Source organism: Zobellia galactanivorans (assembly GCF_000973105.1).
Classification (GTDB): domain Bacteria; phylum Bacteroidota; class Bacteroidia; order Flavobacteriales; family Flavobacteriaceae; genus Zobellia; species Zobellia galactanivorans.
The window spans coordinates 5,385,378-5,409,049 of the sequence record NC_015844.1 but is presented as its reverse complement, the minus strand read 5'-3'; the positions used below and the strand labels follow the sequence as shown (position 1 = coordinate 5,409,049).

The 23,672-nt window shown below is 42.9% G+C and carries 19 protein-coding genes; 10 read left to right on the top strand and 9 right to left on the bottom strand.

Features of this window, described 5'->3' with window-relative positions; translation table 11 throughout:
- Nucleotides 1-56: 56 nt before the first annotated feature.
- Entirely contained in the window at nucleotides 57-1,736 is a 1,680-nt protein-coding gene (locus ZOBGAL_RS22030; protein WP_013996009.1) for a sulfatase family protein, read from the top strand.
- 98 nt (nucleotides 1,737-1,834) lie between these two features.
- On the opposite strand, the gene ZOBGAL_RS22025 is transcribed toward ZOBGAL_RS22030, so the two are convergent.
- From ZOBGAL_RS22025 to ZOBGAL_RS21985, 9 genes are all read right to left on the bottom strand, one after another.
- On the bottom strand, nucleotides 1,835-2,176 hold the full coding sequence (locus ZOBGAL_RS22025; RefSeq protein WP_013996008.1) for an L-rhamnose mutarotase: 342 nt from the start codon (nucleotides 2,174-2,176) through the stop codon (nucleotides 1,835-1,837).
- Nucleotide 2,177: 1 nt separating this feature from the next.
- Nucleotides 2,178-3,521 (bottom strand): L-fucose:H+ symporter permease, encoded by a 1,344-nt coding sequence (fucP, locus tag ZOBGAL_RS22020; protein ID WP_013996007.1) that lies wholly within the window; start codon nucleotides 3,519-3,521, stop codon nucleotides 2,178-2,180.
- A 24-nt stretch (nucleotides 3,522-3,545) separates the two neighbouring features.
- On the bottom strand, nucleotides 3,546-4,340 hold the full coding sequence (locus ZOBGAL_RS22015; RefSeq protein ID WP_013996006.1) for an SDR family oxidoreductase: 795 nt from the start codon (nucleotides 4,338-4,340) through the stop codon (nucleotides 3,546-3,548).
- A gap of 88 nt (nucleotides 4,341-4,428) precedes the next feature.
- Nucleotides 4,429-5,256, bottom strand: coding sequence for an amidohydrolase family protein (locus tag ZOBGAL_RS22010; RefSeq protein WP_013996005.1), 828 nt, complete (start codon nucleotides 5,254-5,256; stop codon nucleotides 4,429-4,431).
- Nucleotides 5,257-5,283: 27 nt separating this feature from the next.
- A complete protein-coding gene (locus tag ZOBGAL_RS22005; RefSeq protein ID WP_013996004.1) occupies nucleotides 5,284-6,732 on the bottom strand; it encodes a tagaturonate reductase in 1,449 nt (482 codons plus the stop codon).
- 38 nt (nucleotides 6,733-6,770) lie between these two features.
- On the bottom strand, nucleotides 6,771-8,423 hold the full coding sequence (locus tag ZOBGAL_RS22000; RefSeq protein ID WP_013996003.1) for a UxaA family hydrolase: 1,653 nt from the start codon (nucleotides 8,421-8,423) through the stop codon (nucleotides 6,771-6,773).
- Between the two features lie 37 nt (nucleotides 8,424-8,460).
- A complete protein-coding gene (locus tag ZOBGAL_RS21995; protein ID WP_013996002.1) occupies nucleotides 8,461-9,477 on the bottom strand; it encodes a zinc-binding alcohol dehydrogenase family protein in 1,017 nt (338 codons plus the stop codon).
- Between the two features lie 176 nt (nucleotides 9,478-9,653).
- A complete protein-coding gene (locus ZOBGAL_RS21990) occupies nucleotides 9,654-11,195 on the bottom strand; it encodes an alpha-L-fucosidase (RefSeq protein ID WP_013996001.1) in 1,542 nt (513 codons plus the stop codon).
- A 172-nt stretch (nucleotides 11,196-11,367) separates the two neighbouring features.
- On the bottom strand, nucleotides 11,368-12,207 hold the full coding sequence (locus tag ZOBGAL_RS21985) for an AraC family transcriptional regulator (protein ID WP_013996000.1): 840 nt from the start codon (nucleotides 12,205-12,207) through the stop codon (nucleotides 11,368-11,370).
- A 185-nt stretch (nucleotides 12,208-12,392) separates the two neighbouring features.
- Here ZOBGAL_RS21985 and ZOBGAL_RS21980 point away from each other — a divergent pair, with 185 nt between their 5' ends.
- From ZOBGAL_RS21980 to ZOBGAL_RS21945, 9 genes are all read left to right on the top strand, one after another.
- A complete protein-coding gene (locus ZOBGAL_RS21980; RefSeq protein WP_013995999.1) occupies nucleotides 12,393-13,556 on the top strand; it encodes a cytochrome P450 in 1,164 nt (387 codons plus the stop codon).
- Nucleotides 13,557-13,560: 4 nt separating this feature from the next.
- A complete protein-coding gene (locus ZOBGAL_RS21975) occupies nucleotides 13,561-13,869 on the top strand; it encodes a 2Fe-2S iron-sulfur cluster-binding protein (protein ID WP_013995998.1) in 309 nt (102 codons plus the stop codon).
- 7 nt (nucleotides 13,870-13,876) lie between these two features.
- Entirely contained in the window at nucleotides 13,877-15,133 is a 1,257-nt protein-coding gene (locus ZOBGAL_RS21970) for an NAD(P)/FAD-dependent oxidoreductase (protein ID WP_013995997.1), read from the top strand.
- A 43-nt stretch (nucleotides 15,134-15,176) separates the two neighbouring features.
- Entirely contained in the window at nucleotides 15,177-16,295 is a 1,119-nt protein-coding gene (locus ZOBGAL_RS21965; RefSeq protein WP_013995996.1) for a Zn-dependent alcohol dehydrogenase, read from the top strand.
- An 8-nt stretch (nucleotides 16,296-16,303) separates the two neighbouring features.
- Nucleotides 16,304-17,095: an alpha/beta hydrolase gene (locus ZOBGAL_RS21960; RefSeq protein ID WP_013995995.1), complete on the top strand. Its 792-nt coding sequence runs from the start codon at nucleotides 16,304-16,306 to the stop codon at nucleotides 17,093-17,095.
- A 106-nt stretch (nucleotides 17,096-17,201) separates the two neighbouring features.
- The gene (locus ZOBGAL_RS21955) at nucleotides 17,202-18,818 is read left to right on the top strand and encodes a sulfatase (protein WP_013995994.1); all 1,617 of its coding nucleotides are present in this window, start codon (nucleotides 17,202-17,204) and stop codon (nucleotides 18,816-18,818) included.
- A 372-nt stretch (nucleotides 18,819-19,190) separates the two neighbouring features.
- Entirely contained in the window at nucleotides 19,191-19,988 is a 798-nt protein-coding gene (locus ZOBGAL_RS21950; RefSeq protein WP_013995993.1) for an IclR family transcriptional regulator, read from the top strand.
- Nucleotides 19,989-20,230: 242 nt separating this feature from the next.
- Nucleotides 20,231-20,368, top strand: coding sequence for a hypothetical protein (locus tag ZOBGAL_RS23655; RefSeq protein WP_158499762.1), 138 nt, complete (start codon nucleotides 20,231-20,233; stop codon nucleotides 20,366-20,368).
- Nucleotides 20,369-20,473: 105 nt separating this feature from the next.
- Nucleotides 20,474-23,656, top strand: coding sequence for a SusC/RagA family TonB-linked outer membrane protein (locus ZOBGAL_RS21945; RefSeq protein WP_013995991.1), 3,183 nt, complete (start codon nucleotides 20,474-20,476; stop codon nucleotides 23,654-23,656).
- Nucleotides 23,657-23,672: the final 16 nt, after the last annotated feature.

The following is a 23,672-nucleotide window of genomic DNA, read 5'->3' as shown; positions in this document are numbered from 1 at the left end:
TCGGATTGAAGTCTATGGCTTTGATCAAACTCATATTAACATAACCAAAAAATTAAATGCGCTGCAAAAAAAACAATGTGCTGTACGCCCTGTTACTGTTGATAGCGTTTTCTTCCTGTAAAGAGGAGAAGGCGGTAATCACCGAAAAAAAACCGAATATTATCTACATTATGGCCGATGACCATACTACCCAAGGTTTTGGTATTTACGGTAGCCGACTGGCCAGTTTAAATCCTACGCCCACCTTGGATAAGATTGCCAAGGAAGGGATGATCTTTGACAATTGCTTTGTTAGCAACTCGATATGTACCCCTAGTCGTGCCGCCATTATGACCGGTCAGAATTCCCAAATGAACGGGGTTCTCGATCTAGATGGCCGTCTTGAGCCTGCCCGTCAATTTTTGCCTATTGAAATGAAGAAATTGGGCTACCAAACGGCAATCGTAGGGAAGTGGCATTTAAAGGAAGAGCCTGCAGCTTTTGACTATTATCAAGTGTTGCCAGGGCAAGGAAAGTATTTTGATCCTGAATTTAGGGTTCGAGGTGATAAGCCGTGGCCCAACAACACGGTTAAAACAAAAGGACACTCTTCCGACATGGTCACCGATATTACCTTAGATTGGTTGAAGACCAAGAGGGATCCGAACAAACCTTTCTTTTTGGTGCATCAGTTTAAGGCTCCCCACGACGATTTTGAGAACGCCCCTCGCTATGAATCGTATTTGGCAGACACTTTTATTCCTGAACCGGAAAGTCTTTATGAAAGGGGTAACAATGGTTCCATTGCTACTCGTGGTAAAAACGATTCCTTAACTCGAATAATAGGTTCGTCAGTATCCCATAGGAACTTGATCCGTAATCAGGCGATGAACATTTATGTAGATAGTTCTATTCACCGTGCTTACCGTGATGCCGATAAAATTCGTCCTGAAGAGTACGTAAAGTGGGAGATGGACGATGAAGAGCGAAAATATACCAGTAAGGTTTACCAAGATTACGTGAAGAAGTATTTACGCTGTGTAAAAGGTGTTGATGATAACGTAAAGCGTTTAATGGACTATTTGGAGGCCGAAGGACTTATGGACAATACTATTATCGTGTATACGGGCGATCAAGGTTTTATGCTCGGGGAACATGATTTTATTGATAAAAGATGGATGTACGAAGAGTCTATGCGTATGCCTTTCTTTGTGAGATACCCTGAGAAGATTAAAGCGGGAAGCCGAACGGATGCCATTATCAACAATACCGATTTTGCACCGACCCTAATTGAATTGGCAGGGGGAAGTACACCTGACTATATGCAGGGAAAAAGCTTTAAAACTATATTGGAAACGGGGAAAGAGCCCGAAGATTGGCAAAAATCGACCTATTACCGGTATTGGATGCATATGGCCCACCGCCATCAGAACCCGGCCCACTTTGGGGTGCGCACCAAAGAGTACAAGTTGATATTCTTCTATGGAAAATACTACGTTGATACGAGTGACCCAAATGCTGAATGGGATAGGGAGAACTGGGGCAACGATTTTGATACGGATACCCCTGCGGCATGGGAATTTTACGACTTGAAGAAAGATCCCAAGGAGATGAACAATGCCTACAAAGACCCTGCTTATGCAGAGGTTATTGCAGACTTAAAGAAAGAACTGTTGAGGCTTCGTGAAGATTTGAACGAAACGGACGAGAAATATCCACATATTCAAAAAGTTATCGATGCCCACTGGAACGATTAATTAAGACTACTAGGGTTTAGATAAAAAAAGTCTGAGCGTAGCGGAAAATCCTATTTAGGTTTTCTACTACGCTCAGCTTATTTTTATAAGGTTTCGACTTAGAGTTTGAAGATACGCTCTAGTTCGATCCACTTTTCTCCATTTTTGGCCCATGGTAGGCTTTGTTGGTACTTCCACATCAATTGTTCCCATTCTTGTACGTCTGGGTTGTTGGCGTCCATTTCGGCTTTCCTTTGGGCATCGAAGGTTTCGTCGACCTCCATGATCATGAACATACGGTTACCGGTCAAGAAAATCTGCATATCGACAATACCGGCATCTTTAATGCTTTTTGTTATGGCCGGTCGGGCATTGCCCTCGGCATGGTATTCTTTGTATTCGGCAATGAGTTGAGGGTCGTCTTTAAGATCGCAAGAGTAGCAATAACGTTTTGTTTTCATTTTAGGCAATTTTTGATTGGGTTACTTTAAAGGCATACATTCCGTAGAAGGCAACAAAAAGTAGGCATATCATTGGCAATAGGAAGGAGAAATGAATTTCGGTGATGTTTCCGGCTATTTTATCGCCAAAAACTTCTTGGCCGTTTACGGTATCCCCAAAATCCATTATACTGGCTTGAAGCTTTGGTAAAAAAGCCCCTCCTACAATCGCCATAATAAGTCCTGATGAGGCCAATTTGGCTTCTTCTCCCATATCTTTAAGTGCGAGACCGTAAATGGTAGGGAACATAATCGACATGAATACCGATACCAAAACCAAAAAGACCAAGCTTAGGATGCCTGTGGTCATAATAATTCCTCCGCACATCAAGGCAGCCGCAACCCCAAAATAGGCCAACATCTTGGCAGGGTTTATTTTTTTCATCAAGGCCGTTCCGATAAAACGCGTGGTTACAAAGGAAACCATGGCGGTAATATTCCACCAAGTGGCATCTACACCTAAATTTTGAGATTCGTTCAGGTATTCTACCAATTGGAAAATAGCCGTCCAACACATAATTTGGGCGCCTACATAGAACATTTGCGCTATTACCCCCAATAAAAAGGTCTTACTTTTAAAAATACGGTTTACCGATTCTTTAACGGATAGATGGTCGCCCATGACCATGGCAGGAATTTTGGTTTTCCAAATAACAAAAAAGACCAAGGCCACAAAGACCCCTACGGCTATATAGGGCCCACTAATGATATTTAGGTCAAAAGCTTTGATTTCCGCGGCTTTTTCCGCCCCTAAGGCAACGATTTCCGAACTATCGGCATAATCGGCTGAGAGAATGCGGTCGAGCACCACGAATTTGGCAATGAGCATTCCTGTCAACGAACCGATAGGGTTGAACGATTGGGCCAAATTTAATCTTTGGGTGGCCGTTTCCTTATCGCCCATGGAGAGTATCAAGGGGTTGGATGTGGTTTCCAAAAATCCTAATCCACAAGTAATTACGAATAGAGAGATCAGAAAGTAAGTATATGATCCGTTTTCCGCTGCCGGATAGAATAGAATGGCACCTAGGGCATAAAGGGCCAAACCGAGGAGGAGGCCTGATTTATAACTGAACCTTCGAATGAACAATGCGGCGGGAATAGCCATAACACCGTAGCCAAAATAAAATGCAAATTGTACATTGTAGGCCTCTTCGTTAGATAAGATCATTACCTTTTTAAAGGCGGCTACCATTGGATTCGTCAAATCATTGGCAAAACCCCAAAGCGCAAAAATTGAGGTTGCCGCAATAAAGGGTACTAGCAAGTTCTTGGGAACTACAGGTATCTTGGTGTTTTTTGTCATGGTTCTATTTTTAAGTTGGGTTGTTTAATCTTCGGTAAGTAAGGAACGGTCTAAATGCACATAGCCGCCATCGACAAAAATAAATTGGCCTGTGGTATGTGATGACCTGCTGGAAATGGTAAACAAGCAAGTATCGGCTATTTCATCGGTACTCGTCATTCGGTTTTCCAATGGGATTTTCTTGACGATAGACTGCAATTTTTCTTCACCATTGGGTAAGGTTTTTATCCAAGTATCGTATGAAGGGGTCCAGCTTTCGGCAATAATGATGGCATTTGAGCGAATTCCGTGTTTGACCAGGTCAACGGCCCATTCACGGGTGAGTCCGAGTACCCCGCCTTTGGAAGCTGCGTAACCAGAGGTTCTTCCTTGACCGGTAAGGGCCACCTTGGAACCTATGTTCAGAATGTTCCCTTTCGACTTTATCAATAGGGGCAAGGCATGTTTGACAATAAGAAAATAACTTACCATATTGAGTTTAAGCGAATCCATAAACTCTTCATAGCTGGCATCAAGGCCAACACCGTCGTTTACTCCCACATTATTGATGACCGCATCGATACGGCCATATTTTTTGGCGATAGTATTTACGGCATTTTCAATTTGTTGTGGATCGGTAACATCGGTCTGGCAGAAAATGGCATCGATACCTTTGGCCTGAATTTTTTCTATATAACCAAAGCCTCTGGCATTACGGTCGATTACCGCAGGGATGGCGCCTTCTTCGGCCAAACGTTGTAATATGGTCTCACCTATACTGCCTTCCTTTCCGGCAGCTCCACTGATTACCACTACCTTTCCTTTTAAATTTAAATCCATTTGTTCTTTATTTTTATTACTGCCGTGAATACATTTTTTCGGGTCTTTAATAGTAGGTGTCCCGTTTGTATTGTTTGGACAATGGGGTTTATAAGTTATAGAATGCCTCTGCGTTGGCACCCATGATCATTTGTTGGTCTTCTTCGCCAAGGGTTGAAATAAAATCGGTTACGACACCCTTTACTTGGCCGTAATTACCGGCGACCAGGCATACGGGCCAGTCAGACCCGAACATAACACGTTCGCTACCGAAGGCTTCAAGTACCAAATGCATATAGGGGTGCAGTTGCTCGGGAGTCCATGAGTTATAATCGGCTTCCGTAATCATGCCCGATAGCTTACAGCATACGTTTTCTTGTTTTCCTATTTCCTTCATCAATGAGGCCCAACCATCATAAAATCCGTCTTTGATGTAAGGCTTCGCGATATGGTCAATAACAAATCTCTGGTTCGGAAACTTTCTGACGAACTCCAATACAGCCCCTAATTGATGGGGGAAGACCAGAATATCGTAAGTGTAACCGTATTTTTCCAACAATGAAATTCCCCTTAGGAAATTAGGTCGGAGTAAAAAATTATGATCGGCTTCACCTTGTACCACATGCCTCCATCCTTTCAAGAATTGCTCGCTACTGTACTTTTCCAAGACGGAATCGATATGCCCTGACCGAAGGTCTGCCCATCCGACAACCCCTTTGATAAAATCGTTCTGTTTGGCCAGTTCCAGTAAAAAATCGGTTTCTTCAAGGGTTTGGTCGGCCTGTACGGCAACACAACCATCAATTCCATTTTCCTGATATACCTTTTTTAGGTCTTCAGGAAGAAAATCTTTGCGAATGGACGACATTTCGTCATCGATCCAGGAGTGTTTGACCGCTTCGTAATTCCAAAAATGTTGGTGACTATCTATTGTCATTTTTCACTTTTTTAAACAAGGTTTAGGTTATAGCTTTCTCAAGCAAGAAACAATTCCCTCGGCTTCTATATTTTGTATGTTCCCGGCAATACGGTTTGCCAAACCTTTTATTTGGGTCAGGTCTTCCCCCCAAATGGTTTCGTTTTTAAGTACGGTCTCAACAAAATCAATTAGGTTGGAAGTGCCGTCATCCACTTTTTTCCATTCCGAATCGAAGAAAGCAAGAACCGCCTTATCGTCGTTAAGCTTGATAGTTTCTCCCTTGAATTCCCCCTTGTAAAAACGGAGCAAAGCCGAAAGTCCGAATACGATACGCTTTGGCAATTGGCCTTGGGTATTGTAATAGTCCTTTAAGGTGGGTAAGAGGCGGGCAACGAACTTTGACGTACTGTTTAAGGAAATACTGATGAGCTGGTGTTTCAACAGTGGGTTTCTAAAACGATCGAGTACGTCGGCAACAAACTTGTTTTTTACCGCATTGGGAAAGTTAAGTGTTTGGGCAGCTTCCTCTAAAAGAAGGCTTTCCACAAAATGGCTTACATCTTTGTCTTCCATGGCCTCTTTTACAAAACGGATGCCGGCCAAATAGCCCACTGGCACCATCGAGGTATGGGCACCGTTCAAGATGCGTACTTTCATCTCGCGATAGGGGGCGAGGTCTTCTACAAATTCTACATTGAGGTCGGTTTCGGCAAAGGGAAGTTCTTTTTGTACGGCTTCATCGGCCTGAATGACCCAACTGTGGTAATATTCCCCGGCTACCAAAAGTTCATCGTTATAGCCTAGTTCTTTTTCAATTTCATCGGCGCGGTCGGTAGGGTAGCCCGAAACGATGCGGTCTACCAAAGTACTGCAGAAATGGTTGGCCGTAAGGACCCAATTTTTGAAATCATCATCTAGGTTCCAATGGTCGGCATATTGTAGAACGGTCTTTTTTAGTGCGGTTCCGTTGTCTTCGATCAATTCGCAAGGTAGTAGAATACAGCCTTTATCGATCTCGCCCTTAAAATGTTTAAACCGATGGTAAAGCCAAACGGTCAACTTGGCGGGAAATTCCCTCGGTGGGTTGACATCGAACTTATCGTCGGCATTGAACTTGATTCCGGCTTCCGTGGTGTTTGAAACCACAAAGCGCAAATCTTCGTTTTCCGCTAGTTTTAAATAGCCGGCCCATTCGTTATAGGAATGGATTACACTTTGAACCTCGGTAACCAGGGTTTTTTCGGCCACCAGTTTTCCGTTCTTTATGCCGTCTAGAACGACCGTAAAAAGGCCATCCTGATCCTTTAATTCTGAATAATCGCCTCCAGCGGTAGGTTTTATGATGGCTATGTCACCGTTGAAATCGGTTTCTTGGTTGAGTACGTGTACCATCCAATCAACGAAGGCCCGCAAAAAATTGCCACCCCCAAATTGCATGACCTTGATAGGACGTTGAATTCTGTTAGGTGTGGTCGTATGGTTTAAAATGTGCATTAATTAGCTTTTTGTTAAATTGGTTTTAGTTGCGATGATCACAGTGAGATACCTCTTTTCCAAGGAATAAAGTCCTCTTGGCCCAATCGTACGGCGGCGGGAACAATTTCCCCACTCGCTACCTTGATGATATAGTCGAGCAGTTCTTCGCCTTTGGTTTCTATGGTATCCTCGCCCGTAATGACCGTTCCGGTATTAAAATCGATAATGTCTTTCATTCGTTCGCTTAGGGCGTTGTTGCTCGACAATTTGATGACGGGGGCGATCGGGTTTCCTGTTGGGGTGCCTAGGCCTGTAGTAAAGCAAATAACATTACAGCCCGATCCCGCAAGGCCCGTGGTGCTTTCCACATCGTTCCCCGGTGTACATAACAGGTTGAGTCCTTTTTTCTTTACGGGCTCGGTATAGTCAAGTACATCGGTTACGGGGCTGGTGCCTCCTTTTTTTGCGGCACCGGCAGATTTCATGGCATCGGTAATGAGGCCGTCCTTAATATTTCCTGGCGAGGGATTGTTTTCGAATCCAGAACCAACCGATACGGCCTTTTCTGAATAGGCCCGCATTAATTTTGCGAACTTTTCGGCATTTTCCTCGGTTTGGCAGCGGTTGATCAATTCTTGTTCGACCCCGTTCAGTTCAGGAAATTCTGAAAGTACCGTAGTCGCGCCTAAGCCGACCAATAGGTCGGAGGCGTAGCCCAAAGAGGGGTTTGCCGAGATACCTGAAAAACCATCGGATCCGCCACATTCCAGGCCTAAGACCAGTTGGCTTACGGGAGCTGGTTTTCTTTCGGTTTTATTGGCTTCGATCAGGCCTAAAAAGGTCTTTTTTACGGCCTCTTCTATAAACTGTCGCTCGCCTGCACTTTTTTGCTGTTCTAGCACATACAGCGGTTTTTTGAAATTGGGATCGCGTTTGGCGATGGCCTCTTCAAGCAACTTGAATTGGGCATTCTGGCAACCAAGGCTTAAAATGGTCGCGCCCGCCGTGTTAGGGTGGGTGATGTAACCGGCCAAAAGGTTGCAAAGTGTTTCGGAATCTTGGCGTATGCCGCCGCATCCACCGTCATGGTTTAAAAACTTGATGCCGTCAACATTCGGGAAGGTTCGGTTTTGCTTAATTTCCTCCGGAGTCTTGATGATATCCGAAGCCAAGAGTTCATTTTCGGAAGCCCCGTTTTTATATTGGTCGACAAGAATTTCGGTATCGACCACAAAATCGGTAGCCGTATGGTAGCCGAGTGATTTCAAAAGGGCGGATTTCATGACATCGACATTTCGGTTTTCACAAAAAACCAAGGGGATGACCAGCCAATGATTGGCCGTACCCACACTACCGTCGGCTCTGTGATATCCGTTGAAGGTAGCATCTTTCCATTTGCTGACATCCGGGGCCTTCCAGCTCAGTTTCTCTTGGCCTACTTCGTATTCCGAAGAGGCATGGACCACATTTTCGGTGGTTATGGTTTCGCCTTTTGCAATAGGTTTGGTGGCTTTGCCGACCAAGGAACCGTACATGAAAATGCTATCGCCGGGCTTGAGGCTGCAAATGGTGAATTTATGTTTGGCCTTGACCTTGTCGGTCAATTGAAAACGGTCGTTGTTATGTTCTATATCAGAACCTTTGGGAAGGTCCGTAAGTGCAGCCAGAACGTTATCTTCTGGGTGTATTTGCAAAAATTGCTTTGACATTGTTCTTTGCTTTTGTCCGTGCTTAAATGCGATTCGTTTATTCGAAATCAACGGTAGCCTTGATCACTCCGTTCGCCGGGTCTAGCCAGCCATCGAAATTGGCGATCATTTCGGTGTAAGGAACATTGTGCGTAATAAAGGAATCGATGGGAAACTCACCTTTTTCCAAAACGGAGATGACATGTTCGAAGTCTTCCAAAGTGGCATTTCTACTGCACATAATGGTCGTTTCCTTTGCGTGTATCTTAGGGTGGGTGAATACCAATTCACCTTTAGAGAGTCCCACCAATATGTACCTTCCTCCGTGTGACATGTAATCGGGGCCGGCTTCAAGGGCTCCTTTATGGCCCGTGGCATCAAAAACAGCTGTGGCTAGATCGCCCTTGGTGATTTCCGAAACTTGGTCTACGGCATCTTTTCCTCCTAAAACTACATAATCGACACCGATATCGTTTTTAGCGTAATCTAAGCGTTGTTGGTTCATATCTATGGCTATTACTTTGGCCCCTGCAATTTGCGCGAGCTTCATGATGCCGATTCCGATAGGTCCACAACCCACTACAACTATGGTTTCGCCAGGTTTTATACCGGCACGTCGAATGGCGTGTGCCCCGATCGCCAAAGGTTCGACAACGGCCATTTGGTCGTCGGTCAACTGTTGTGCGGGGATAAGTAGATTGGTAGGTACGGTAATTTTCTCTTGCATCCCTCCATCGGTGTGAACTCCCAAAACTTGGATATTCGTGCAACAGTTGGTCTTTCCGTTTCTGCAGGCGATACAGGTGCCGCAACTTACATAGGGCATGACGACCACATTGTCGCCCGCTTTGATACCTTGAGGATTCTCATCTATTTCAACTACTTGCGTAGCCAATTCGTGACCTAGAATTCTCGGGTAGGTAAAAAATGCCTGGTTGCCCGCATAAGCATGTAGGTCTGTACCACAAATACCTACCTTTTTCACTTTCAATATGGCTTCGCCGGATTTTCTTGTCGGTTCTTCTTTTTCTTTAAGAATGAACTCGCCCGGTTTTTCACATACAATGTACTTCATGTGTTTAATCTGTTTTTGGTCACATTTATATTAAAACAATCTCTTTCCTTTTAGTAGTATCCCGAAATAAGGGAAATACCCTATTCACTATGGTGTATTACTGAAAAAGAGCGCACCGTGACTGGTGCGCTCCTAAAATTAAAAAAACTAACTCAACTAACTTCTTTATTACAGTGCTATAACGATATTTCCAGTACGTGTGCAAATTCTCCCGTCTTCGGCCCTAGGTCCGAAATGCTGAGGCCAGCGTCATTTACTTCAAATTCTATTTTGCTGTCGCTACCTAAGAGTCTTACGTTTTTGATATTCAAATCCTTACCGTGTTCACTGGATTTTCCCAATGATTCTATGTTGACCTTATTGCCTTCCGGCCATTCCATCATGATCGCATACAGTTTGTCGCCCTTCTTTGTAAAGCGAATATCCTGACCTGTGAATCCTTTGTTTTGTCCTTCGCTGTGATGGCCTTTTTTGACTTCTGTGGGGCCTTCACCGAAAGTGCTCCAGTATTCCGTATCGTAAATCGCTTCACCGTTTACGTTTAACCAATCTCCGATTTGGAACAATATTTCTTTTTGGTCTTCCGGGATGGTACCATCTGCTTTCGGACCTACATTAAGTAAAAGGTTTCCGTTCTTGGATACGATATCGACTAGGTCGTCGACGAGGCTATTGGCCGTGCGTGATTCCCAGTTGGTTACGTAACACCAAGAATTCTTTCCGATAGAAGTGTCGGTCTGCCAAGGGAGCTTTCGAATACCGGGAAGCTTTCCACGTTCCAAATCGTAGATTACGGTACCTTCAGGAAAGGCTTCATGATCAAAGTTCTTATCGTTTATTACCACTTCTTTGCCCCATTCCAGTCCTTTGTTATAATAGTATGCCGCAATTTTAGGACGGTATTCCTTATAGTCGGGTATATCAAGGTAGAAATCGAACCAAAGGATGTCCGGTTGATAGTTGTCGATAAGGTCGACCGTTCTGTCCCACCACATTTTCTTGAATTCTTCCGATACGGGCTCGGTCAGGTCTTTTCCTTTAGGGGAATAGAGGTCGGCGTATTCCGGGTCGGTAGTGTCAAACTTGTCTTTTTTATTATAGAATGACCAGTTGAAGGCATAGTGGGATGAAGCCCCCATAATCATACCCTGGGCACGGCCTTCCTTAAAAAGCTCGCCCAAAACATCACGTTTAGGCCCCATATCAACGGCATTCCATCGGGTCGTATTCGATTTGTACATGGCAAAACCATCATGATGATCGGCCACGGGAATCACATATTTGGCTCCGGATTTCTTGAAAATATCGATCCATTCCTTGGCATCGAACTTTTCGGCCTTGAACATGGGTATAAAATCTTTGTAACCAAATTCCTTTTGGTCCCCGTATGTTTTTTTATGGTGTAAATATGTTGCATTAGGCCCTTTTTGCCCCAATTTCAATTGGGCGCTAAAGGTGGCGGTATCCATATACATCTGGCGTGGGTACCATTCCGATCCATAGGCAGGTACCGAATAGGCCCCCCAGTGAATGAAAATACCAAATTTGCTGTCGTTGAACCATTCGGGGTCTTTATAATGTTTTTTGATAGATTCCCAATTCGGTTCAAATTTGACCGCAGTTTCTTGGGGAATGTCCCCTTCTTTTTTCTTTTCGGCTTTCGACCCACATGAGGTGAGTAGGATGCCCGTCATTAAAAGTGTAAAAATTCTATACATTAGAATACTTTAAAAGGTTGGTTTACGCGATAAATAATTGATGCGATAAATGAGTGGCTAAGTTGCAACATAATGGGAAAAATGATAGTGCGAATTGGTCAAATAAGTATAACAAATGGTTATTTAGTTGATTTGTAGTCTTTTTGTCAGATCGAAAAAACACGTGTTTTTACTAGACTTTCGCATACTTTCGTTGATAGGCAAGGGGAGAGCAGCCCATAAACTTCTTAAACTGCCTGTGAAAGAAAGGTAATGATTCATAACCACAGGCAAAAGCAATATGGGAAACCGAGTCATGGGTATCAAGAAGCATCCGTGCGGAAATATTGATGCGGTATTCGTTTAAAAAGGTAAAGAAAGGCCGTCCCATCATTTTGGTGAAAAACCTAGAAAACGATTGTTCCGACATATTGACCAGGTCGGCCAATTCTTTTAAATAGATTTTTCGGTTATAGTGCATCCCTACAAAATCGTGGATATCTGCCATTCGGTTACCGTATTCCGAAGGTAGGTCGTCTATAAAGCTTGCGCTCGATAAGGTAGTGTAATCGCAATCGGCCAATTTTACCAATAATGTAAGCAATTGAATATATAGGTCGTGCCCTCCTAATTTGGGGCATTTTTTTAATTGGGATATAAGCGGGGCGGTTGCCTCTTTATCGAATAAAATTCCCTTGGAGGCGGTTCTCAATAATTGAAAGAGCGATTCCAATTCAGGGACTTTAGGGAAAACGCCAAGGTTCCATTGGACCACTATCGATTTTGATAGCCCTGTTTGTTCGGTATTGTTTTTCCAGCAATGGGGAAGGTTTGAACGAAGTAGCACCAATTCACCGGGTTCATAGGGGCCTACGTAATCACCCACGAATTTTGTCCCTACACTTTCCTCTATATAGGTCAACTCATGTTGTGGATGAAAATGCCAAGGAGTCTCAAAATTCTTTTTAGAATGATAAAAACTCGTTATGGTCCGTTGTTCATCTAAATGTATGGGCTCTAATATGGGTTGCATCCGAAGAACTTTTACAAGGGCAAGATGCCGTATGAAGTGATTTATTTTATCCTAAAATATGTAAAAATTGAATATAAATAGCAAAATAAGGTACTTATTTGCTAAAAAAGGCAACTGATTATGAGTTTTGAATATTGATTTTTGTACCAATCCAGAAAGTCCATTATAAAACTAATACTGTTGGAATGAAAAAAAGTGAGCTTCCAGACCCGTTTGAAAAAGCAAGGGAATCAAAAGGTTACGGGGAAATGAACGATCAAGATGATCCCGTGACCATGCTTTTACGACATAAAGACGTTCGTAAAAGTGCGCATAATTATAAAACCTTTCAATCTGGTGCGGTTCCGGGGCGAATCGTAATTCCTTCAGAAGTGGACATACGCGACACCCGCCAAATACCTTTTGAAGTAGATCCTCCGGTTCATGGAGTATACAGGGCTATTGTAGAGCCTTGGTTCAAAAGACCCTTACAAGCGGAATACCAAGAGAAGTTAACGGCCCAGATTTCAGAAATCGTAGAAGAGACTTTATTAAAAGGGAGTGTAGAGGTCGTAACCGATTTTGCCCTTCGCTTGCAGTCAAGGGCCTTGACCTTACTCTTAAATACACCGTTTTCCGAATCGGAAACCTGGATTTCTTGGGGAACCCATGTGTTTCGAAGTGAAGGAGAGGCGCTAGACGGCGATAAAGCCAATATTCTTTACCATTATATAGATGAACAGATCGATCGGGCCAGTGAAAATCCTGGAGATGATATGTATTCCGTACTTTTAAATTCTGAGTTCGAAGGTCGGAAATTGACCAAGGAAGAAGTAAAGGGGGTAATGGTGTTGACTTTTGCAGGAGGACGGGATACCGTTATCAATGCGGTCACCAATTCTATTGCTTACTTGGCCGAACATCCCGAAGCGTTGGAGCGATTGCGTAAAGAACCTGAGATTACCGGTAGGGCGGTGGAGGAAATGATCCGTTATTTTTCGCCCCTTACGCAAATGGGACGCGTGGTAACCGAAGATACCCATGTATGTGAGCATGCGGTAAAGGCCGATAGTAGAATTTCACTGTGCTGGGCTTCGGCCAACAGGGATGCCGCAGTTTTTGAGAATCCGAACGAAATCGTTCTGGATCGGAAGGTCAATCCACATGTAGGCTTCGGTTTTAGCCACCATAATTGTTTAGGGGCGACCCACGCCAGGCAGATATTGAAAATCTTGCTTCAGACCTTGGCACAAAAAGTAGCTTCGTTCGAAATATTGGACTACAAGGAAAATATAGAGGATTTAGACCACTTTCAGCGTAAAGTAGGTTTTCATAACATTCAAATAAAATTCAACCCTTTAACAAAATAAATTTATGGCAAAAATCACTTTTATCACCAGTGACGACGAAACGATAACTTTAGAAGGAACTTCGGGTTCGGTAATGGCCTTGGCCGTTGAGAACGGCGTACCCGGAATAGATGGCGATTGTGGCGGGGTCTGTTCGTGTGCTACCTGTCATGTACACGTGACGCCAGAAGACATGGTGAAAACAGGGAGTGCCAGTGAGATAGAGACCGATATGCTTGAGCTAGACGACAATGCTGACGAGTACAGCAGGTTGTGTTGTCAAATTGAGATCAGTGACGCCATAGATGGTGTGGTTTTAAAAGTTGCCAAATAAAGAGGTAATGTCAGATATACCGAATAATGAACCGAGCTGTGTAGTGATCGGTGCTAGTCATGCCGGAGTGAATTTTGCCTTTGCCTTACGGCGGGAAGGTTGGAACGGATCGATATGCTTGATAGATGCCGATTCCGTTTTGCCTTACCATCGTCCACCATTGTCTAAAGCCTATTTGACTAGCGATGACGGTATCGAGAAAAACCTTCTAAAGTCAAAGGAAAGCTATGTAAAGGAGCGTATTGAGCTTAAGTTAGGGGTTTGGGTCGATGCCATAGATCGAGAAAGTAAAACAATTATTCTGGCCGACGGTACAACGGTAGCCTATGACAAACTTGTTTTAGCTACGGGGGCACGGCCGATTATGCCACCTATACCAGGTTTGGATACGGCAAAGAATCTTTTTCCGCTTCGATCCGCCGCGGACGTGGCCAATATCAAAAAGACGGTGGCCGAAAACGAATCGCTTCAAGTTGTTGTTATCGGTGGAGGGTATATTGGACTTGAAACGGCTGCGTCACTAAAAAAACTCGGTGCATCCGTTACCGTTTTGGAGCGCGAATCACGCATACTGGCTAGGGTTACGGCTCCAGAAATGTCCGCTTTTTTTCAAAAATTACATCGTGATAACCACGTTTCGGTCCTTACCGAAAAGAACGTAACTTCCATAGAACCGACATCGAACGGGAATACCGTGGTTTGCTCCGATGGAAGTAGTTACCCAGCGGATATGGTTATAGTGGGGGTAGGTATACACGTAAATAAAGAATTGGCCGAAAAGGCAGGTTTGACTATTGAAAATGGTATTCGGGTCAATGAAATGGCACAGACGAGCGATGCGTCTATCTATGCTATAGGTGATTGTACATTTCATTATAATCCACATTACGACCGCTATATTAGGCTGGAATCGGTACAAAATGCCGTTGATCAAGCGAAAATTGCGGCGGCTGCCATTGCGGGTAAAAAATGTTGTTACGATACCCTACCTTGGTTTTGGTCTGATCAATACGATGTGAAGTTACAAATGGTAGGTCTGTCCGATGGTTATGATGAAGTAGTTGTGCGCGAGGAGGCCGATAAGCCCAATTGTTTTTCGGTCTGGTATTTTAAGGGAGACACCCTTTTGTCCGTTGATGCGGTAAACAATGCCAAAGCCTATGTCTACGGAACAAAGTTCATTAAAGGAGGAGAGAAAATTGATAAATCTAAATTGGGCGACCCGACGGCCGAGTTCAAACCGGCCAACCTCGTGGCTCAATAACAAAATATAAAAGTAGCTTAGAACTACGTAAAAAGAATAAGAAATGTCTATTCAATCAAAGAGTGCAGTAGCTAAAGGAGATGGTAGTTTTACCATTACCCATGTAACCGTTGCAGAGCCAAAGGCAGACGAGCTACTCGTAAAAATAAAGGCAGCGGGTCTTTGTCATACGGATTATGATTCCCTTAGCTGGGGAAAACCTATTGTTATGGGACATGAAGGGGCCGGAGTTGTAGAAAAGGTCGGTTCCGATATCAAAGATCTAAAAAAAGGAGACCAAGTACTCTTGAATTGGGCAACGCCCTGTATGCACTGTTTTCAGTGTCAGGAAGGCAATCAGCATATATGCGAGAACAATTCACCTGTAGTGGCCGGAGGAAACGGTCATACTCCGGGACATGCGCATTTGGAAGGAAGCCAATGGGAAGGAAAGCCTATAGAGCGATCCTTCAACCTAGGCACCTTAAGCGAGTACGCTCTGGTCAAAGAATCTGCCGTGGTAAAAATCGAGGAGGAAAACCTGAATTTTTCTGCAGCGAGTATTATCAGTTGTGGTGTAATGACAGGTTATGGTTCTGTGGTCAACTCGGCAAAATTGGCAGCGGGTAGCTCAGCTGTAATATTGGGTTGTGGTGGAGTCGGACTCAACGTAATCAATGCTTGTGAGATCTCGGGTGCGGGTAGGATAATTGCCGTGGATATCAATCCCAATAAACTTGAATTGGCGAAACAATTTGGGGCTACAGATGTTATTTTGGCCGATAAAACGGATGTAGGTTTAGCAAATGTTGCCGAACAGGTAAAGGAAGTGCTTGGCGGTAGAGGAGCTGATTATGCCTTTGAATGCACCGCTATTCCTGCTTTGGGAGCGGCGCCCTTGGCTATGGTGCGTAATGCCGGAACGGCCGTTCAGGTAAGTGGTATTGAAGAAGATATCACTATAGATATGCGCCTTTTTGAGTGGGATAAAATCTACATTAATCCCCTTTATGGAAAGTGTAGACCTCAAATTGATTTTCCAAAACTCATGCAATTGTACAAAAAGGGCGACCTTAAATTGGATGAAATGATTACCAAAGAATACAAACTAGACGATTTGCAACAGGCATTAGACGATATGTTGGCCGGTAAAAATGCAAAAGGAGTTGTAGTTTTTGATTAGAATAAAACATGTTTAGAACCACCGAAATTTCAGATGCCGCCTACGAAAGTGCCAATCTTCGTTTTATTACCGTAAAAACGGAAAAACTAAGGGGGAGAGGGGATATTTGTGTATTTGTACCTCCAATGGCCGACTTGGAAGATTTGCCGCTGGTTATTTTGTTACATGGGGTCTATGGCAGTGCTTGGGTCTGGTCTCAAAAAGCCGGGGTGCACATTTCCGCACTTCAAATGATGGAAAAGGGCGAGATTCCCCCCATGGTAATCGCCATGCCTTCAGACGGACTTTGGGGAGATGGTTCGGGGTATCTTCCGCATCATCAAAAAGATTTTGAAAGTTGGATCGTTGACGATGTGCCCAATGCCGTTATCGAGAATATTCCATCGGTAAGTAAAAAATCGGAATTGTTTATTTCGGGACTCTCCATGGGCGGCTTCGGGGCTTTGCGGTTGGGAGTGAAATATCACGACAGGTTCAAGGCTATTTCGGCACATTCGTCCATTACCGATATTGCGCAAATGGAACTCTTTGTAGAAGAACCCCTCGATAGCTATGTGCAGGAAGACCATTCCGAAAATACAGTCTGGGGGCTCATAGAAAAAAACAAGGCCCAGTTGCCCAACCTACGGTTCGATTGTGGCACCGAAGATGATCTTATCCCTTATAATAGGACGCTTCACAAAAACCTAGAGGAAAACCGTATTCCACATCTATACGAAGAGTTCAAAGGGGCGCACGAGTGGACTTACTGGAGTGAGCACGTCAAGGACAGTCTTCGGTTTTTTTCAAGATTCTGTTAGTTTTTTAACGAATCCATTTCCATTTATTGACTTTCGCGCCGATGGAATCGGTCTATCTTATTATTTACTACCTTTCGGATACATCAAATTGAAAATTCCAAAAGGTATGAAGCACATGCTCTATTCCGTTATAACCTTAAGTATATTGGTTTTTAGCGGTTGTAAGAACGAAGAAAAAAAAGTTGAAAAACAGCAAGGAACGCAGGTCGCTAAACCCAATGTACTCTTTATTTTGGCCGATGATTACGGTTATCATGACCTGAGTATTACGGGGAGTAAATTTTACGAAACGCCAAATATTGATAGAATCGCCAAAGAGGGTATGTCCTTTACCAACGGATATGCGGCAAGTAGGGTGTGCAGTCCTTCCAGGGCGAGTATTATGCTGGGAACCTTTACGGCCCGACACGGAATAACCGATTGGATAGGGGCGAAGGCAGGAACGGAATGGCGCAAGACCGGACGCTTTAATAAATTGCTGCCGGCAGATTATGAGCATAAGTTGCCGGCCGAGGCCATCACTTTGCCAGAGGCCATGAAAGCGGCTGGATACAAGACGTTTTTTGCGGGAAAATGGCATTTGGGAGAAAAAGGCTCCTGGCCTGAAGATCACGGTTTTGATATCAACATAGGAGGATGGGATGCCGGGAGTCCGAATGGGGGATATTTCTCACCATACAATAATCCAAATCTCGAAAACCGAAAAGATGGCGAAAACCTGAGCATGCGTTTGGCCGAGGAGACCGTCACCTTTTTAAAGGAGAACGATCCGAACAAAACCGGAAAACCCGTCTTTGCCTATCTTTCCTTTTACGCCGTTCACGGACCGATACAGACAACAAAGGAGAAGTGGGCGAAATATAGAAAAAAAGCGGTAAGGAACGGGGTGGCGGACTCGGGCTATAAAATGGCGAAATTCCTTCCGATACGTCAGGTGCAAGACAATCCTGTCTATGCCGGTTTGGTAGAGACAATGGATGATGCCGTAGGCAGGGTGTTGAATACCTTAGATTCACTTGGTTTGGACAAAAACACCTTGGTCGTGTTTACTTCCGATAACGGAGGGGTGTCTGCGGGAGATTCGTTTTCAACTTCCAACCTACCATTGAGAGGTGGAAAGGGCTATCAGTTTGAGGGAGGTATACGTGAGCCTTATTTTATAAAAGCACCTTGGTTGGTAAAGGGAGGGGCATATACTTCAGAGCCCGTAACCGGTGCCGATTTATATCCGACCATTCTCGATGTGGTGGGGGCCGACCTGAAACCGGAACAACATTTGGACGGAAAAAGTCTCTTACCTATTTTAAAGGGAGGCCATTTGGAGGAAAGAGCATTGTTTTGGCACTATCCGCATTACGGAAACCAAGGAGGGGAGCCCTCCTCGGTTATACGAAAGGGCGATTGGAAATTGATCCATTATTATGAAGATGGTCGGGAAGAACTATACAATCTCAAGAACGACCTTCAAGAATTATCGAATGTGGCTTCGGAGAATCCAGAGTTAACAAAGCAGTTGAGCGAGCAATTGTTTGCTTACTTAGATGATGTAGGCGCCCGATACCCCGAGAAGGATCCTGACTACGATCCTAAAAAAGAAGCGGCCTATCTCAAAAAAATTGAAGAAGTAAAAATGCCCGCCCTTGAAAAACAAAGACGCGACTTTTTATCCGCTGATTTTGACCCTAAGGATAATTGGTGGGGTAGTAACCTTACTAAGGATTAAATAAAGAGACTTTGTAGTTTAATTGTAGGTAAATAGGCGAGCTAGGGAAAGGAGGTGGATTTCATCTCCTTTTTTGTTTAAAATGAAACGAAATCGAGTATTGGAATTACCGCAATATATTGACGTGAACATAATTCGGTTGACAAAGAGAAAAGTGTCTTGGATCAGTTGATCTCTTTAGTTAGGTCAATGGTCAAGCTTGTTGCCTTTTTGTAGATAACGGATGGTCGGGAACAAACAAAATTGAAAGGTTTGACCGAGTATGAAGAATATCTTTGTCACAGCAAGGGTTAGCTTGTTTGCTTAGACCGTGTGCAATTTTTTGAGAAAAATAGGCTCAAGATTGTTAAATTGCGGACTTAGTGTTTAAGAATGAAGAAACCGAAGGCAGAATTAAAGTCCACTTACAATGTTCCAAACTTAGAGAGGGGGCTTTCTATTATAGAGTTGTTGGCTACACGAACCAAAGGTATGACCTTGGCTGAAATAACCGAGACTCTCTCCATTACTAAATCCAGTGCTTTTCGGATCGTCAGTACCCTTATTTTCAAGAATTATCTTCAGAAGAACGAAACTACCAAAAAAATAACCCTTTCTAGAAAAATGCTGACCCTAGGTATTTCTTCTATGAACGAACAGAGTATTGTAGAGCATTCTATTGATGTTATGCGTGCGTTGCGCGATGAGCTTAAGGAGTCGGTTATGCTAGGGGTGCTTCTTGACTCTACGGGAACCATTTTGGAACAGGTTCCCTCTTCTTACCCTGTTAAACTCTTTGTTGAGCCCGGTACCCAATTCCATTTACATACTTCTGTGGGGGGTAAATGTATATTGGCCCATATCCCTCCGGAAGAAGTTGAGATGGCCTTGAAAGGGAAGCCCTTGACCAAGTTTACGGAAAATACAATTACTTCAAAAAAACAGTTTAAAAATGTGTTGAAGGAAGTTAAGGAAAAGGGATATGCCGTAGATAATAGTGAGGATATAGAAGGGATTAATTGTGTGGGGGCCCCCATATTCAATGAATATGGTTATCCGGTAGCGGCGCTATGGATTACGGCGCCATATGGTCGTCTTCCGGTTTCGGAGTTCGATAATAAGGGAAAGATCGTATTTAAATATGCGATGAAAATTTCTACAAAACTTGGTTATTTGACCCAGTCTCTATAAAACTGTCTTTCGATTTGTAAAATGGTCACACTAAACTTGTTGTACAAGTGTGTCCTCTTTTGTCATGCCTTAATGTTAAAAAAAGGCCTACTTCTGTGGTTTAGACCCCTTGTGTACCGAATGGTCAAGTTTTTTAAAAACTCCGAAATCGGTTTTTTGAGCAAGGGAAGTAAAAGATATCTTAAAAAAATAGTTACGAAATATATCGATATATCAAATATTTATATATTTTTGATTCAAATATGAAACTAGTTTCATATTTGAATTATTTGTTTTTGGAATTGTCATCTGAAGTTCTGGAAATGGGATGTCCATACGGAAAGGCGATTTTGCTAATGAACTTGAACTTAAAGGAAGGCGCGAAGGAACACTGGATTTAATTAGACCTAAAATAATACTCTGTCATTATAGACATAGTATTAGCTACGATAACTCAATTGACTTTGAGTGAAAACTAACACTCAATTAACTTAAACCAAACAAAAATGAAGCTTTTAAAATTTTTGAAAATGGGAGTTTTTCTTGCCATTTTTTTCTTGTTTTCAAGCCATATTCAGGCGCAAACCATGGTGACGGGAACCGTTTCCGATGAGCAAGGGCCTATTCCGGGGGTCAACATTTTGATCAAAGGGACCTCTAACGGTGTAACCACCGATTTTGACGGAAATTTTAGTATTGAAGCATCCCCAGAGGATGTACTTGTTATTTCCTATCTTGGTTATGGTACCCAAAACATTAAAGTGGGTAATCAGACCACATTGAATATCACTTTACTTACCGATCAACAACAATTAGATGAAGTTGTGGTTATCGGTTATGGTACAAGAAGTAAGGATGCCCTTACCAGTGCAGTAGCTACGGTTGATAAAAATTATCTTGAACAACAACCCGTTTCAAATGTAAGTAAGGCCCTTCAGGGTAGTGCTTCGGGGGTGACGACAATTAGTGCCTCTACACCAGGAGGTGATGCCGAGGTACGAATACGGGGTATGGGAACCATAAATAATAACGGTCCACTATGGGTTGTTGATGGTGTTCAAGGTGCGCAATCGCCTCCTCCAGGACAAATTGAATCCATTCAAATCTTAAAAGATGCATCCTCTACGGCTATTTATGGTGCAAGAGGTGCCAATGGTGTTATTTTGGTTACCACGAAAACCGGTAAGAAGAATCAAGCAGTGAAGCTGGATATCAGTGTGAAAACGGGCATGAGTTTTTCGGATGCCAAGTATGATATCATGATGGATCCTCAATTGATAGGAGAGATGTTGTGGTTGGAGTTAGAGAACGATGGTCTGCCACAAACTAATGCCCATTTCGGAAGTGGGGCAACACCGGTTCTTAATGAGTACTTGTATCCAAACGGAGGGGTTTCAGGTGCGGCCAATGTTAATCCTGCTTTGTATGACCAAGTAAATTATCCCATTACCAAATCAAATCCGCAGGGAACGGATTGGTTAGATGAAATATATCAACACGGTTTGATTCAGAATTACGATTTGTCATTGATGGGGGGCTCTGAAAAAACCTCCTATTCCTTTCAGGCAGGTTTTCTTGAAGAGAATGGTATACTTAAGAATACGTCATTTAATAGAATTTCTTTCCGGTCTAACGTTGATTCAAATCCTTTTGAATGGTTGAATATTGGTCAGCGTTTAGGGGTTACTTATGGAGAAACCAAAGGCTGGGGCGGTAACAATTCACATAATAACTTATTTAATCAAATCTATTTAGCTAGTCCATTGGTTCCTGTTAGGGATATTGCTGGAAACTGGGCTGGTGGTGTTGTTGGTGGAGCTAATATTAATGATGGTCCTAATCCTGTAGGTTTTTTAGATAGGCTTAAAGATAATAGTAATAAAAAATACAACATTACCGGAAATGTTTATGCGGCGATTGAACCTATTAAAAATGTAACGATCAAGACTTTGTTGGGTTATGATGTGGATTTGTTTAATAATTTCTCACCTTCTTTTGCTGCTTGGGAACAAAATACCGGTGCTAAATCTACCACTCTTACTGAAAGTAGTGCCAATGAAACACGTTGGAACTGGACAAATACATTTAACTATAAAAACACATTTGGAGAAGACCATAGCGTAGATTTTCTTTTTGGTATGGAATCTTCAAGAATAGCATATAGAACTATTTCTGCATCTAGACAGGAGTACCTTTCTAATGATATTAATTTCTTAGTGTTGGATGCAGGTGCTAGTAACCAGTTGAACAATGGTAGCGGATTTGCGTCTACATTATTTTCCTATTTCTCTAGAATTAATTACGACTATGCAAAAAAGTATATTTTAGACTTGACTGTACGGCGTGATGGTTCATCTCGTTTTGGTGCTGAAAATAGATATGGAATCTTTCCAGCTGCATCTTTAGGTTGGGTGGCGTCAAAAGAGAATTTTTTGAGTGGTACTGAAGACTGGCTCAGTTATTTAAAATTTAGAGCAAGTTGGGGGCAATCGGGTAATGATCAAATCGGGAATTACAATAGTTTCACTACATATGAGTCGGACCCTGGATCATCTTATTATGCTATTGGTGGATCGGATAATACGATTACTCAAGGATATCAGTCTTTGGCAATTGGTAATCCAAATGCTAAATGGGAAACTACCACGTCTACTAATATTGCTTTTGATGCCACTTTATTTAGAAAATTGGATTTGTCTGTGGATTTTTGGAAAAAGGATACTGAGGATATGTTGTTTACCGTGGCAATTCCGCAAGTTGTGGGTGATGTTATTGAACCTTCGGTAAATATAGGGGGGATGTCAAATAAGGGGGTAGACATATCGCTTTCGTACCGTACTTCAGCATTGGATGATTGGTTTACCCTTAATATGTCGACCACGTTTACGGCTTATAAAAATGAGGTCACTAAACTTTCTGATAATGGGAATGAGTTTATACAGGGATTTCCAACACGTCAGCAAATCTATACTAGAACGGAAGTGGGAAGATCTTTTCCTGAGTATTATGGTTACGTAGTTGATGGTATTTTTCAAACGCAAAGTGAAGCGGATGCACATGCTACTAATGGTACTTATAATGAACCGGGTAATTTGAAAATTAGAGATGTGGATGGCGATGGAGAGATTACTCCAGAAGATCGTACCTATATCGGTAACCCCCATCCGGATTTTACGGCAGGTTTCCGTTTAGGTATGGGATTTGGAAATATTGATGTTTCGGCAACACTTTATGCAAGTGTGGGGAATGATTTGGCGAATTACACAAGTAGATTTACTAAATACGGACTTTTTGAAGGTCCAAATAGTCCGGAAAGATTATATAACTCATGGGGAAGTCCTTACCTAGAGGATAATAATGATGCTACTTTACCTAAAGCATCTACTTCAACTGCATTTGAGCAAAATGCTTCAACGCTTTATATAGAGGATGGCTCTTTTTTACGTATTCAAAACCTACAGGTGGGGTATACCCTTCCTGATGAAATAATAGAAAAGCTGCACCTTAAACATATGAAATTGTATGTAATTGGCTCAAATTTATTCACGTTTACCAACTATTCAGGGCTAGATCCTGAAATTAGTGCTAAGAGAGAAAATGGCGTTCCACAAGAAATTGACCGAGGGGTTGATGTGGGTACTTGGCCAATATCTAAACAGATCATGTTGGGATTGAATATCTCATTATAATTTTAAAAAAAATAGA

Coding starts and splice junctions, on each gene's coding strand:
- ZOBGAL_RS22025 (WP_013996008.1), bottom strand. CDS start 2,176: ATGAAAACAAAACGTTATTGCTACTCTTGCGATCTTAAAGACGACCCT.
- ZOBGAL_RS21945 (WP_013995991.1), top strand. CDS start 20,474: ATGAAGCTTTTAAAATTTTTGAAAATGGGAGTTTTTCTTGCCATTTTT.
- ZOBGAL_RS22010 (WP_013996005.1), bottom strand. CDS start 5,256: ATGACAATAGATAGTCACCAACATTTTTGGAATTACGAAGCGGTCAAA.
- ZOBGAL_RS21960 (WP_013995995.1), top strand. CDS start 16,304: ATGTTTAGAACCACCGAAATTTCAGATGCCGCCTACGAAAGTGCCAAT.
- ZOBGAL_RS21970 (WP_013995997.1), top strand. CDS start 13,877: ATGTCAGATATACCGAATAATGAACCGAGCTGTGTAGTGATCGGTGCT.
- ZOBGAL_RS22030 (WP_013996009.1), top strand. CDS start 57: ATGCGCTGCAAAAAAAACAATGTGCTGTACGCCCTGTTACTGTTGATA.
- ZOBGAL_RS21955 (WP_013995994.1), top strand. CDS start 17,202: ATGAAGCACATGCTCTATTCCGTTATAACCTTAAGTATATTGGTTTTT.
- ZOBGAL_RS21995 (WP_013996002.1), bottom strand. CDS start 9,477: ATGAAGTACATTGTATGTGAAAAACCGGGCGAGTTCATTCTTAAAGAA.
- ZOBGAL_RS22015 (WP_013996006.1), bottom strand. CDS start 4,340: ATGGATTTAAATTTAAAAGGAAAGGTAGTGGTAATCAGTGGAGCTGCC.
- ZOBGAL_RS21980 (WP_013995999.1), top strand. CDS start 12,393: ATGAAAAAAAGTGAGCTTCCAGACCCGTTTGAAAAAGCAAGGGAATCA.
- ZOBGAL_RS21990 (WP_013996001.1), bottom strand. CDS start 11,195: ATGTATAGAATTTTTACACTTTTAATGACGGGCATCCTACTCACCTCA.
- ZOBGAL_RS21965 (WP_013995996.1), top strand. CDS start 15,177: ATGTCTATTCAATCAAAGAGTGCAGTAGCTAAAGGAGATGGTAGTTTT.
- ZOBGAL_RS23655 (WP_158499762.1), top strand. CDS start 20,231: ATGAAACTAGTTTCATATTTGAATTATTTGTTTTTGGAATTGTCATCT.
- ZOBGAL_RS21985 (WP_013996000.1), bottom strand. CDS start 12,207: ATGCAACCCATATTAGAGCCCATACATTTAGATGAACAACGGACCATA.
- ZOBGAL_RS21950 (WP_013995993.1), top strand. CDS start 19,191: ATGAAGAAACCGAAGGCAGAATTAAAGTCCACTTACAATGTTCCAAAC.
- fucP (WP_013996007.1), bottom strand. CDS start 3,521: ATGACAAAAAACACCAAGATACCTGTAGTTCCCAAGAACTTGCTAGTA.
- ZOBGAL_RS22005 (WP_013996004.1), bottom strand. CDS start 6,732: ATGCACATTTTAAACCATACGACCACACCTAACAGAATTCAACGTCCT.
- ZOBGAL_RS21975 (WP_013995998.1), top strand. CDS start 13,561: ATGGCAAAAATCACTTTTATCACCAGTGACGACGAAACGATAACTTTA.
- ZOBGAL_RS22000 (WP_013996003.1), bottom strand. CDS start 8,423: ATGTCAAAGCAATTTTTGCAAATACACCCAGAAGATAACGTTCTGGCT.